General features: G+C 61.5%; 9 protein-coding genes. 6 read left to right on the forward strand and 3 right to left on the reverse strand.

All coding sequences use genetic code 11. From position 1 onward, the window contains the following. Window positions 1-20: 20 nt before the first annotated feature. The gene (locus tag AC1RMX_RS26470) at window positions 21-1,019 is read right to left on the reverse strand and encodes a methyltransferase (RefSeq protein ID WP_493073518.1); all 999 of its coding nucleotides are present in this window, start codon (window positions 1,017-1,019) and stop codon (window positions 21-23) included. 33 nt (window positions 1,020-1,052) lie between these two features. Then, window positions 1,053-2,018 (reverse strand): 2-hydroxyacid dehydrogenase, encoded by a 966-nt coding sequence (locus AC1RMX_RS26475; RefSeq protein ID WP_096822783.1) that lies wholly within the window; start codon window positions 2,016-2,018, stop codon window positions 1,053-1,055. Window positions 2,019-2,109: 91 nt separating this feature from the next. On the opposite strand from AC1RMX_RS26475, the gene AC1RMX_RS26480 reads away from it, so the two are divergent. Further along, window positions 2,110-2,739: a LysE family translocator gene (locus AC1RMX_RS26480; protein ID WP_096822784.1), complete on the forward strand. Its 630-nt coding sequence runs from the start codon at window positions 2,110-2,112 to the stop codon at window positions 2,737-2,739. Here AC1RMX_RS26480 and AC1RMX_RS26485 read toward each other — a convergent pair. Further along, complete coding sequence (locus tag AC1RMX_RS26485) at window positions 2,723-3,496, reverse strand: AraC family transcriptional regulator (RefSeq protein WP_493073519.1); 774 nt, start codon at window positions 3,494-3,496, stop codon at window positions 2,723-2,725. The genes AC1RMX_RS26480 and AC1RMX_RS26485 overlap by 17 nt on opposite strands. A gap of 84 nt (window positions 3,497-3,580) precedes the next feature. Between AC1RMX_RS26485 and AC1RMX_RS26490 the strand changes: the two genes are divergently transcribed. The 5 genes from AC1RMX_RS26490 to AC1RMX_RS26510 all read left to right on the forward strand — a co-directional run bounded on the left by AC1RMX_RS26490 (window position 3,581) and on the right by AC1RMX_RS26510 (window position 13,103). Then, on the forward strand, window positions 3,581-4,765 hold the full coding sequence (locus AC1RMX_RS26490) for an MFS transporter (protein ID WP_192558964.1): 1,185 nt from the start codon (window positions 3,581-3,583) through the stop codon (window positions 4,763-4,765). Between the two features lie 147 nt (window positions 4,766-4,912). Beyond that, window positions 4,913-6,595 (forward strand): fatty acid--CoA ligase, encoded by a 1,683-nt coding sequence (locus tag AC1RMX_RS26495; RefSeq protein WP_096822785.1) that lies wholly within the window; start codon window positions 4,913-4,915, stop codon window positions 6,593-6,595. 319 nt (window positions 6,596-6,914) lie between these two features. Then, window positions 6,915-8,804, forward strand: a complete 1,890-nt coding sequence (locus AC1RMX_RS26500; protein WP_096822786.1) for a DUF1302 domain-containing protein — start codon at window positions 6,915-6,917, stop codon at window positions 8,802-8,804. Window positions 8,805-8,832: 28 nt separating this feature from the next. Beyond that, the gene (locus AC1RMX_RS26505; RefSeq protein ID WP_096822787.1) at window positions 8,833-10,197 is read left to right on the forward strand and encodes a DUF1329 domain-containing protein; all 1,365 of its coding nucleotides are present in this window, start codon (window positions 8,833-8,835) and stop codon (window positions 10,195-10,197) included. Between the two features lie 170 nt (window positions 10,198-10,367). Beyond that, window positions 10,368-13,103 carry a winged helix-turn-helix domain-containing protein gene (locus tag AC1RMX_RS26510; RefSeq protein ID WP_493073521.1) on the forward strand — a complete coding sequence of 912 codons (2,736 nt, stop codon included), beginning with the start codon at window positions 10,368-10,370 and terminating at the stop codon, window positions 13,101-13,103. The last annotated feature ends 59 nt before the right edge of the window (window positions 13,104-13,162 follow it).

Below are 13,162 nucleotides of genomic sequence, written 5' to 3' on the forward strand. Positions count from 1 at the left end.
CATTCGGCAAGTGCTAATTTTCAGCCGCGCTTGGCCCGGTAAATCCGGAAACCATTGCCTTCGGCCTTGATCGCACACACGCCCAGATGCTCTTCGATCAGCGGCTGGTACTTCAGGAAACTGTTCGCCACCAGACGCAGTTCGCCACCGTTTTTCAGATGTTTGGCTGCTTTTCGCAGCAAGTTCTCTGTGGCGAAATAGTCGGTGTGTACGCCGACATGGAACGGCGGGTTGCTCAGAATTGCGTTCAATCCCATCGGTGCGGCGTCGATTCCGTCACCGGTCAACACGTCGGCTTCCAGACTGTTGGCTGCCAGAGTCAGGCGACTGCTGGCGGCAGCGAAGGCGTCGACGTCGAGCAACGTGACCTGATTGTGCGGGTAGCGACGTTTGACCGCCGCGCCAAGCACACCGGCACCGCAACCGAAGTCCAGCAGATGACCGCTCGGCAGTTTGTCCAGATGCTCCAGCAGCAGGGCGCTGCCGCGATCCAGTCGGCCATGGCTGAAGACGCCCGGCAGGCTGATGACTTTCAGCGGGCCTTCGGCCAGTGGCAGCTCATAAGTCTGCGCCAGGCTTTCCAGGGATTTGGCTTCTGGAGCGTTGGCCACAGTCACTTGCCACAACTGGCAATGACGCGCGCTGTCGAGCTTGCGCGGCTTGCCGAACGGGTTGAGCTGCTTGGAGGCACCTTCGATGCCGCTGCGCTTTTCCCCGACCAGAAACACTTCGCGCCCGGCCAGGCGTGAAGCCACGGCATTGAGGATGTAGTCGGTCAAATCCTTGGACTTGGGCAGGAACACCACCGCGCTGTCGAACTCGCGCTCCGGCACGTTGACGCCGAAGTGGCTGCGGCCTTCAAAGCGCGCATCGAGCGCCGCCTGATCGCCGGCATGCCAGCACCAGCCAAAGGCGTTGGGCAGGCGCCCGAGCAGATCGTCGGCGGGCAGACCGGCCAACAACAGCGAACCCTGGAATAACTCGACCTGACGAAGCAGTACTTCACTGCGCGGATCCATAACTGCTCCTGTGAAAAAAAGTGCCGCAGTTTATCAACTGACGACCCGCAGCGCCTTACCGCTGAAGAACGCCTGGGTGTTTTCGACCAATTGACCCACGATCCGCTGCCGGGCTTCGCGGCTGCCCCAAGCGTTGTGCGGGGTGACGATCAGGCGCGGGATGTCGGCAGCCAGCAGTGGATTGCCATTAGTCGGTGGCTCGACGCTCAGCACATCGGTGGCCGCGCCACCCAGATGACCGTTGCGCAAGGCATCGGCCAGGGCCTGTTCGTCGATCAGCCCGCCACGGGCGGTGTTGACCACGAAGGCACCGGGTTTCATGGACGCCAGTTCGCGGGCACCGATGAAATGCCGGGTGTGTTCATTGAGCGGGCAGTGCAGGGTGAGGGCGTCGATCTGTGGCAGCAGTTCTTCCAGCGGCAGGCGATCCGGCCGGGCCGGGCGCCCCGGAATCTGTCCGAGCAGGACGCGCATGCCGAAGGCTTCGGCCAGACGCGCGACCGCGCCGCCGAGTTCGCCATGCCCGAGCAGGCCCAGGGTTTTTCCCTCCAGTTCGACGATCGGATAATCCAGCAGGCAGAACTGTTTCGCCTGCTGCCAGCGTCCTTCACCGACGGCTTTTTGATAATCGGCCAAGCGCGTGGCGAGGTTGAGCAACAGCATGATCGTGTGTTGCGCCACCGATGGCGTGCCGTAACCCTGGCAGTTGCACACGGTAATTCCCTGGGCGCGGGCGGCGGCCAGATCGACATTGTTGGTGCCGGTGGCCGTGATCAGGATCAGTTTCAGTTGTGGATTGGCAGCCATGGCGGCGGCATCGATCAGGATCTTGTTGCTGATGGCCACGGTTGCGCCTTGCAGGCGTTCGGCAACCTGCGCAGGCAGTGTCTGGGCGAACAGTTGCAGGTCGCTGAAGCAGGCGCGCAACGGCTCGAGGTCAAGGTCGCCCAGATCCAGGGAAGGGTGATCGAGGAATACGGCGCGGTGGGCGTTCGTCATCAACTGTACCTGTTGTGCTTTGAAGGGAAGGCGTAATCTGCCGAGCCTACCAGATGAAACAAAACGTTACGCTTGGCCGAAAGGAGCCCCCATGTACTGGACCGAGTTCTTGACCGTTGCACTGATCCACCTGCTGGCCGTCGCCAGCCCCGGCCCGGACTTTGCCGTGGTGGTGCGCGAGAGCGTGACCCACGGTCGTCGCGCCGGTACCTGGACGGCACTGGGCGTGGGCACGGCGATTTTCCTGCACGTCGGTTATTCGCTGCTGGGCATCGGCCTGATCGTTTCCCAATCGATCGTGTTGTTCAACGCCCTGAAATGGGCCGCCGCCGCTTACCTGCTGTACATCGGCTTCAAGGCCTTGCGCGCGCAACCGGCACCGGCCGTGACCGACGATTTGCACAAAGAGGCCGGCGAACGCACCGCCCGTGGCGCCTTCACCTCAGGTTTCGTGACCAATGGCCTGAACCCGAAAGCCACGCTGTTCTTCCTGTCGCTGTTCACCGTGGTGATCAACCCGCACACGCCGCTGGCGGTACAGGCCGGTTACGGGCTTTACCTGGCCGCCGCGACTGCAACCTGGTTCTGTCTGGTGGCGATGTTGTTCAGCCAACAGCGCGTGCGCGCCGGTTTCGCCCGCATGGGCCACTGGTTCGACCGCACCATGGGTGCCGTGCTGATCGCCATCGGCGTGAAACTCGCGTTCACCGAGATGCATTGATCGAGCTGAGCTGATTCAGGGCGTTGAGGTACTCCCGGGGATTGTCCCCGAGCAAACGGCGGAACATCGCGCTGAACGCCCGCGCGCTGCCGTAACCCAGATCCCGCGCCACGCTCTGCACGCTGTCCCCGGCGAGCAGGCGGGGCAGGGCTTCCATCAGGCGCAGTTGCTGGCGCCAGGCGTTGAAATTCATCTTCAGTTGTAGCTGGAACAGCCGCGCCAAGGTCCGCGAGCTGGCGCCGACCTGCTGCGCCCAGTCTTCCAGGGTGTTGGGATGATCCGGGGTGCGAAGCAGCGCCAGGCAAATGTTTTGCAGGCGCCGGTCGCCGGGCATCGGGATATGCAGTGGCAGGTTTTCGAGTCCGGCCAGTTCTTCCAGCATCAATTGCTGGATCAGCGGATTGTCGGCGTGGGGCGGGCCCTGCACCGCGCGCAGGATCAGTTCGCGCAGCAACGGCGTCACTGCCAGCACGCAACAGTGTTGCAGGCTGGCCGGCGACAGCTCGGGTGCGATGAACAATGAACGCATCTGCACATCGCCGGACATGAAAATCTCATGGGCGACTTCCGGCGGAATCCACACCGCACGACTCGGCGGAAGCACCCAGGCACCTTGCGCCGTGACCACGCGCATCACTCCGCTCACGGCATAGAGCAATTGCGCCTCGCGGTGCAGGTGCAGCGGCTGGTGCGAGCCGTCCAGATAGTCCCGGGGATAGGCACTGACCGGGCCGTGTTCGAAGTGGCTGATCAACATGTCGGATTCGATGACTTGGTTGGCAGGAATGCGCTTTCCGGCCAACTTAGCATGAGCGCTCACTACAACGTAAAGCGTGCCGTCATGAACCAGTCCAGAAACGTCATTCGCTACATCAACGCAGCCCATGTGATCGATCACATGTTCATGCTGATTTTCCCTGCCGCCGTGCTTGGTATGACCCAGGCCTTCGCCCTCGACTACGCCGCGTTGATCGGCTTGTCGCTGGGTGGCTTCATCGCGTTCGGCGCGTGCTCGCTACCGGCTGGCTGGCTGGGCGATCACTGGAGCCGGCGGCGGATGATGCTGGTGTTTTTCTTCGGCATCGGTGCCTCGGCAATCTTCACTGGCCTCAGTAACAGCCCGACGATGCTGGTGCTCGGCCTGACCCTGATCGGCATTTTTGCCGCGATCTATCACCCGGTCGGCACGGCGATGCTGGTGGCCTACGCGCAGAATCGCGGGCGCGAGATCGGTATCAACGGCATGTGGGGCAACCTCGGCGTGGCGTTCTCGGCGCTGGTCACCGGGCTGTTGGTGGCGCAGTTCGGCTGGCGCTCGGCATTTCTGTTACCGGGTGCCGTGGCGATCGTGCTGGGGATCGGTTTTGCCTTGCAGGTGCGCGAGGAGCCGATTCCGAAGCGCCCGCACACCGCGCTCAAGGGTGCCGGCGGCCAGCGTATTTCGATGGTCATGGTGTTTGGTGTGCTGGCGCTGGCCACGGCCACCGGCGGGGTGGTGTTCAACGCCACCACCATGACCTATCCGAAACTGTTTCAGGAGCGGTTGCATGACCTGTTCGCCTCACCGCAAACCCTTGGTGTGGTGGTCAGCCTGGCTTACGCCTTTGGCGCGATTGCGCAGTTGAGCATCGGTCGGGTGTTGCACCGCGTCAGCCTGAAGTGGCCGTTTATCGCGCTGACGTTGTGTCAGGCGCCGTTACTGTTCGCGCTGGCTTATGTCGAGGGCTGGGCGGTGATCGCCGTCGGGGCGGCGTTCATGTTCGTGGTGTTCGGCCAGGTGACGGTGAACGATTCGATGGTCGCCAACTTCGTCGCGCCGCAATGGCAGTCGCGGGTATTTGCCTTGCGTTACTGTTTATCGTTCGGTGCCAGTGCGACGGCGATTCCGCTGATTGCCTATGTCGAACCGCGCCATGGTTTTGTGGGGCTTTACCTGATTCTGGCCGGTTTTGGCGCTTTGACTTTCCTCGCTGCTGTGGTTTTCCCACGCACACCTTCCGAAGCGGCGGTAGGGCAAACGGCCTGATCGGTGACGAATACCGGCAAATGCTGGCGCAAAGCTAGCATTTGTACGGCTCTGCAAATCATTCCTTTGGCTGATTTGGCTGGCGTATAAGGGTTCTAGAGTACAAAACTCCAACGCCAACACCGTGCAGTCAGAAAAGGGATTCTTATGTTGCAGACTCGCGTTATTCCGCCCGCTGAAGGGGCCTACCAGTATCCACTGCTGATTAAACGGCTGCTGATGTCGGGCGCCCGTTACGAGAAAACCCGCGAGATCATCTACCGTGACCAGTTGCGCTACAGCTACCCGACGCTGATCGAGCGCGTCGCGCGACTGGCCAACGTACTGACGGCGGCCGGCGTGAAGGCCGGCGATACCGTGGCGGTGATGGACTGGGACAGCCATCGCTACCTGGAGTGCATGTTTGCCATTCCGATGATCGGCGCGGTGATCCACACCATCAACGTGCGCCTGTCGCCGGAACAGATTCTCTACACCATGAATCACGCCGAGGACCGCTTTGTGCTGGTCAACAGCGAGTTCGTCGGGCTGTACCAGGCCATCGCGCCGCACCTGACGACGGTGGAGAAAACCCTGCTGCTGACCGATCTGCCGGAAAAAACCGCGGATCTGCCGAATCTGGTCGGCGAGTACGAACAGTTGCTGGCGGCCGCGAGCCCGCAGTACGACTTCCAGGACTTCGACGAAAACTCGGTCGCCACCACGTTCTACACCACGGGCACCACCGGCAATCCGAAAGGCGTGTACTTCACCCATCGGCAACTGGTGCTGCACACCATGGGCGTGTCGACCATCATGGGCGCCATCGACAGCGTGCGGCTGTTGGGCACCAACGACGTGTACATGCCGATCACCCCGATGTTCCATGTGCATGCCTGGGGCCTGCCTTACGTGGCGACCATGCTCGGGCTCAAGCAGGTTTATCCGGGGCGTTACGACCCGGAATTCCTCGTCGAGCTGTGGCGCAAAGAGAAGGTCACCTTCTCCCATTGCGTGCCGACCATCCTGCAAATGCTGCTCAACGCCAAAGGCGCGCAAGGCACTGATTTCGGCGGCTGGAAAATCGTCATCGGCGGCAGCGCGCTCAATCGCACGCTGTACGAAACGGCCAAGAGCAAGGGCATTCAACTGACGGCCGCCTACGGCATGTCGGAAACCGGGCCATTGGTCTCGTGCGCGCATCTGAACGACGAGCTGATGGCGGGCACCGAAGACGAACGCACCACCTACCGGATCAAGGCCGGCGTGCCGGGACCGTTGGTCGAAGCGGCCATCGTCGACGGCGACGGCAACTTCCTGCCGGCCGATGGCGAAACCCAGGGCGAACTGGTGCTGCGCGCACCGTGGCTGACCGAAGGCTATTTCAACGAACCGCAGAAGGGCGCCGAACTGTGGGCCGGCGGCTGGCTGCACACCGGGGACGTCGCCACGCTCGACAGCATGGGTGTGATCGACATCCGCGACCGGATCAAGGACGTGATCAAGACCGGTGGCGAATGGATTTCCTCGCTGGACCTCGAAGACCTGATCAGTCGCCACGTCGCGGTACGTGAAGTAGCAGTGGTGGGCATCGCCGATCCGCAGTGGGGCGAGCGCCCGTTTGCCTTGCTGGTGATCCGCGAAGGGCACGCCATCGGGGCCCGTGAGCTCAAGGAACACCTCAAGCCGTTCGTGGAACTGGGGCACCTGAGCAAGTGGGCGATTCCGAGTCAGATCGCCCTTGTTACTGAAATTCCCAAGACCAGTGTCGGCAAGCTCGACAAGAAGCGCATCCGCCTCGACATCACCGAATGGCAGGCCAATAACAGCACCTTCCTCTCGACACTCTGAGTGTCCCCTGGCGCGCCGAAAACGGCGCGCCAGACCCACCAAGCAAGCGCTTGGCTTGTTAAATCCGAATTTTCAGCCATCCTTGCCGTGCCGACATGTGTCGGACTGGCGAAAGGACTGTTCCAGAGTGGCCGGCAGCTGCAAATCACACTTTAGAGGGATCAAGCAGTACCACCTGCTGGCTATAGTCCGCTCAAGGATTTTTAAGAACGGGGCAATGCAACATTGAAGTGATTTCGGGAGGCCTCTGGCGCCCGGTCCTTCAGGCGTTTTTAAAAGTACTCACTGCCATAACAATAATGCACATGGAGTAGCGTCGATGACCTCAGTAAACCAGTTCTGGCGCCGGGCGAAACTGCCTCTGGCGGTCAGTCTTGCCTCCACGCTCGCCGGACCCGCATTCGGCGTCAGCTTCAACGTCGGTGAAATCGAAGGCCAGTTCGACTCCTCGCTCTCCCTGGGCATGAGTATTTCGACCCAGCAGCCGAACAAGGATCTTATTGGTGTCAACAACGGCGGCCGGGGCCTGTCCCAGACCTCCGACGACGGTCACTTGAACTTCAAGAGCGGGCAAGCCTTCTCGAAGATCTTCAAGGGCATCCACGACCTCGAATTGAAATATGGCGACACCGGTGTCTTCGTCCGGGGCAAATACTGGTACGACTTCGCGCTGCAGAACCAGGATCTGGAATACAAGGACGTCAGCAACCATAACCGCGACGTGGCAGCCCGTTCTTCGGGTGGCCAGATCCTCGACGCCTTCGTTTACCACAACTACTCCATTGCCGATGAGCCGGGTTCGGTGCGTCTGGGTAAGCAGGTGGTGAACTGGGGTGAAAGCACCTTCATCGGTGGCGGCATCAACTCGATCAACCCGATCGACGTTTCCGCCTTCCGCCGTCCGGGCGCCGAGATCAAGGAAGGCCTGATCCCGGTCAACATGTTCTACCTGTCCCAGAGCATCACCGAAAACCTGTCGGCCGAAGGTTTCTACCAGATCGACTGGCAGAAGACCGTGACCGACAACTGCGGCACGTTCTTCTCCCAGCCTGACATCGTCACCACCGGTTGCGACGACAACCTGCGCGTGCTGAACAAGCGCTCGACCATTCCGGGTGTTGCCCTCGGCCCGCTGGCAGCCGCCAATGTCGACGTCAACGAAGAAGGCGTGCTGGTGCGTCGCTCCCCGAACCGCAATGCGCGGGACAGCGGGCAGTGGGGCGTGTCCGCCAAGTACATGTTCGATCCGCTGGCCACCGAGTTCGGTGCCTACTTCATGAACTATCACAGCCGTGCGCCGATCTTCAGCGCTACCGGTGCGCCACAGTCGATCTATAACGGCGTCAAGGCGCTCCCGGGCCCGTTCCAGGCATTGGGCCCTCTGGTGGTAGCGGGTAACTCCGAGTATTTCATCGAGTATCCAGAGGACATTCGTCTCTACGGTCTGAGTTTCTCCACCACCCTGCCTACCGGCACGGCGTGGAGTGGTGAGATCAGCTACCGGCCGAACGCGCCGGTGCAACTGAACTCCACCGACATCCTGTTCGCCGGTGTGCGTCCGCTGGGCGGCGCGCTGACCAACGCCTCGATCCTCAATGGCGTTCCAGGCCAGGACCTGCACGGTTACAACCGCAAGGAAATCACTCAGCTCCAGACCACCCTGACGCACTTCTTCGATCAGGTGATGGGCGCCAACCGTCTGACCCTGGTGGGTGAAGTCGGTGTGACTCACGTCGGCGGGCTCGAGAGCAAGTCCGAGGCCCGTTATGGCCGCGATCCGGTCTTCGGTCCGGGTGAGCTGCCGGCGACCGGCGGCCTGGATACCTGCTCGCAGATCCTCAACACCTCGACCATCAACGGTGCCGGCCCTGGCGCTTCGACCAGCAACCGCTCCAGCAATTGCGACAACAACGGCTTCACCACCGCCACTTCCTGGGGCTATCGCGCTCGTGCCATCTGGGATTACAGCGACGTGTTCGCCGGCGTGAACCTGAAGCCGAACGTGGCCTGGTCCCACGACGTCAAGGGTTACTCCCCAGGCCCTGGCGGCAACTTCGAGGAAGGCCGCAAGGCCATCAGCCTCGGGCTTGATGCCGAATACCAGAACACTTACACCGCAAGCCTGGCCTACACCAACTTCTTTGGTGGCGAATACAGCACGGTGGATGATCGCGACTTCGTTGCCCTCAGTGTTGGCGTGAACTTCTAAGCACAGTTTTTTCAGGACGAACAACCATATGAAAATAACAAAGAGTCTGTTCCATGCCGGTGTTCTGGGGCTTTCGCTGCTGGCGACCAGCGTGATGGCGGCGGTCCCTGCCGCCGAGGCCGACAAATTGGGCAAGAGCCTGACCCCGATGGGTGCCGAGATGGCGGGCAACGCCGACGGTTCGATCCCGGCCTGGAAACCGCTGGCGAAAAATGCCGGCACCGTCGACAGCAAAGGCTTCCTGTCCGATCCGTACGCCAGTGAAAAACCGCTGTTCACCATCACCGCGCAGAACGTCGACCAGTACAAGGACAAGCTTGCGCCGGGCCAGTACGCGATGTTCAAGCGTTACCCGGACACGTTCAAGATGCCGGTTTACCCGTCCCATCGCGGTGCCACCGTGCCGGATGACGTGTTCGCCGCCATCAGGAAAAACGCCACGACCACCACGCTGGTGGCCGGTGGCAACGGTCTGGAAAACTTCCAGACTGCCGTACCGTTCCCGATCCCGAAAGACGGTCTGGAAGTCATCTGGAACCACATCACTCGCTATCGCGGTGGCAGCGTGACCCGTCTGGTGACCCAGGCGACGCCGCAGACCAACGGCTCGTTCAGCCTGGTGTATTTCCAGGACCAGTTCGTGTTCCGCGACAAGATGAAGGATTACGATCCGGCCAACCCGGGCAACGTGCTGTTCTACTTCAAGCAGAAAGTGACAGCGCCGGCTCGTCTGGCAGGTACCGTGCTGCTGGTGCACGAGACCCTCGACCAGGTGAAGGAGCCGCGCAAGGCCTGGGTTTATGCAACCGGCCAGCGTCGCGTACGTCAGGCGCCACAAGTGTCCTATGACGGTCCGGGCACGGCGGCGGACGGTCTGCGTACCTCCGACAACCTGGACATGTACAACGGTGCACCGGATCGTTATGACTGGAAGCTTGAAGGCAAGAAAGAGATGTACATTGCCAACAACAGCTACAAGATCGATTCGCCAACTCTGAAGTACACCGACATCATCAAGGCCGGCCACATCAATCAGGACCTGGCTCGTTACGAGCTGCGTCGCGTCTGGCACGTGGTGGCAACCTTGAAACCGGGTCAACGTCACATCTACGCCAAACGTGACTTCTTCATCGATGAAGATACCTGGCAGGCAGCCGTCATCGACCATTACGACGGTCGCGGTCAGCTGTGGCGCGTTGCCGAGGCCCATGCCGAGGACTACTACGACAAGCAAGTGCCGTGGTACGCGCTGGAAACCCTGTATGACCTGCAATCGGGTCGCTATCTGGCACTGGGCATGAAGAACGAAGAGAAATCAGCGTATGACTTCGGCTTCTCTGCCAGTAAAAGCGAATTCCAGCCAGGCAACCTGGGCCAGGACGGTATCCGCTAAGCTGTAACCCGAGGCCGCATCCTCGAAAAAACGCCCCGACTGGTTCGGGGCGTTTTTTTTGCGTCGTGATTTTGTAGCCATTTGTAGCAACAACTTCATATGTACGCCGTTTAAGGCTAGTCTGCGGACATCTGCTACGCCGCCAACAGCCATTCAAACAAGAGCCGGCCATGACTGATCTGTCCCCACTTCCGGGTCCCGCAAGCGTTGCCGTCGCGGCATTGGACGGACGTTTTTTCCGTCCTCCGCTGCCTGACGGATACGTACTGCGACCCCGCCTCTGCGAGCGCCTGCAAGCCGGGCTCGGTGGACGTCTGTTGCTGGTCTGCGCCCCGGCCGGGTTCGGTAAAAGCTCGCTGGCCGTGGAGTTCTGTCAAAGCCTGCCGGGCCATTGGCAAAGCCTGTGGCTGGGACTGAGCGCCCGGGACAGTGACCCGGGGCGCTTTCTCGAGCGCTTGCTCGAAGGCTTGCAGGACTACTTCCCGGAACTCGGCAGCCGCGCACTCGGCCTGTTGAAAATGCGTCAGCGTCATCAGCCGTTCGCCTTTGAAGAATGGCTCGACGGCCTGCTCGATGAGCTGGCCCTGCACCTGCAACCGACCTCGCCCCTGTTGCTGGTGCTGGACGATTACCACCTCGCCCAAGGGCCGGTACTCGACCGTTGCCTGCAATTTTTCCTCAATCATTTGCCCGATGGCCTGCTGGTCATGGTTACCAGCCGTCAGCGACCGGACTGGCATCTCGCCCGTCTGCGCCTGTCGCGACAGTTGCTGGAACTGCATGAACAGGATCTGCGCCTGACCCACGACGAAGCCCTGGCGTTGCTCGACCGTCACAGTAGCTCGCTGCGCGGCGAGGCCCTGGAAAACCTGATCCAGCGCAGCGAAGGCTGGGTGGCCGGGCTGCGCTTCTGGTTGCTGGCGGTGTCCGAGGCCGGGAGTGACGCAGCGTTGCCGCAGGCCTTGAACAGCGGGGAAGGGCTGATCCGTGATTACCTGCTGGAAGAAGTCATCGACTGCCTGCCGGCCGAGGTGCAGGCGTTTCTCTACGACACCGCACCGCAGGAACGCTTTTGCAGCGAGTTATGCGACGCGGTGCGCGAATCCCACGACAGTGCCGAGATTCTGCGCTTCCTGCTGGCGCATCAGGTGTTTCTGGTGCCGCTGGATGAGCACGGGCACTGGTATCGCTATCACCATCTGTTTTCCGATCTGTTGCGCAGCAGGCCGATCGCCCGGGCGATCATCCCCGCGGCAACACTGCACCTGCGCGCCTGTCGCTGGTTCAATGCCCAGGGCCTGCTGGATGAGGCCGTGGAGCAGGCGTTGCGGGCAGGGCACCTGGACGTGGCGGCGAATCTGGTGCAGAACCTGTCCGAGGAACAACTGCTCGCCGAGCAGAACGTCGGCATGTTGCTGCGCTGGAAGATGGACTTGCCTGACAGTCTGCTGATCAGCACGCCACGCCTGATCGTGTTGTACAGCTGGGCGCTGGGGCTGGCGTGTCAGCTCGACGCGGCCGAAGAGCTCGCCAGTCACCTGAGCCGGTTTCTACCGGCGCCGTCGGCCACCGCACAGAAATCCATGCTTGCCCAATGGCTGGCGCTCAAGGGCATCATCGCCCGTGGCCGAGGGCATCGCGAGCAGACCATCGAGTATTGCAGCGAAGCGCTGGAAAGCCTGCCGGCCAAACGCTACGGCCAGCGCCTGATGTGTTTGTCGACTTTGTCCAACCTGGCGATTGCCGACGGCGATCTGTGGCGCGCCCGGGGCTTGAACCGCGAATCCCTGGAGCTGGCGCAGCGGGTCGGCAATCCACTGTTCGAAGCGCTGGCCCACTACGACCGTGCCCGGGTATTGCAGGCGCGGGGGGAGATAGTGCGCTCGCTCGATGAAGTGCATCAGGGCCTCGAGCGTCTGCGCGGATTGTCGGCGCAGCGTTTGTATGCCGTGCGTGCGCGATTGACGCTGTATGAGGGGTTTCTGTTGGCCATGCGCTTGCAGCCCGACGCGGCGCGAGTGCGATTGCAGGCCGGCCTGAGTGAAGCGCGGGCCTGTCGTGATATCAGCGTGTTGATTGGTCACTGTGTGATTGCCCGGCTCGACGGCAGCCGCGGTGATTACGCCCGGGCTTTTGCCGAACTGGCCGAAGCCGAGCGTCTGATGCACATCTGGGATGTCCCGCCGATCTACTACCTGGCGATGATCACGCTGGTCAAATGCGAGCTGTGGCTGGCGCAGGGGCGGATTGACCTGGCCGAGGCCTGGCTGGCGCGTCTGGGGCAGACCTACACCGGCGAACGCGCCGCGGCACCACCGGAGTTTCACCCGCAGTTGCCGTTGCATGTCGAATTGCAGCAGGCGCTGCTGGATGTCATTCAGGGGCAACCGATGCTGGCCGAAGGCCGGTTGAATGTACTGTTGGAAAACGGCCAGCAGACCGGGCGCCAGTTGTTGAGTGTGATGGCGTTGACGCAGAAGGTGGCGCTGCTGCTGGTGAACAATCGCGAACCCGAGGCCCGCAAAGCGTTGGCACAGGCAATGGAAGCAGCCAGTGGCGGGGTGTTGCAGCCATTCGAGTGCCTGGTCAAAGACCACGCCGATTGGTTGCGCGGGCAATTGTCGCTGAACGCACCGGGGCTTGTCGGTCAGCAACTGCTGGAGCACTTCCCGCCGCCAGCGTTGCGCACGGTGCAGGATTCTCCGATCACTGAACAGTTGAGCAGTCGCGAACTGGCAGTCCTGCGTCTGATTGCCCAAGGATGCTCGAATCAGGAAATCAGCGAACAACTGTTCATTTCGCTGCATACCGTGAAAACCCACGCCAGTCATATCAACAGCAAACTGGGGGTTGAGCGGCGCACACAGGCAGTGGCGAGGGCCAAGGAGCTCGGGGTTCTGAGCTAGGTCTTTGGCTTGATCGACGCCAACAAAAACGCCCCGAATCATCGGGGCGTTTTTGTTGG

The sequence above is a fragment of the Pseudomonas sp. GW822-FHT03F04 genome (genome assembly GCF_058801405.1).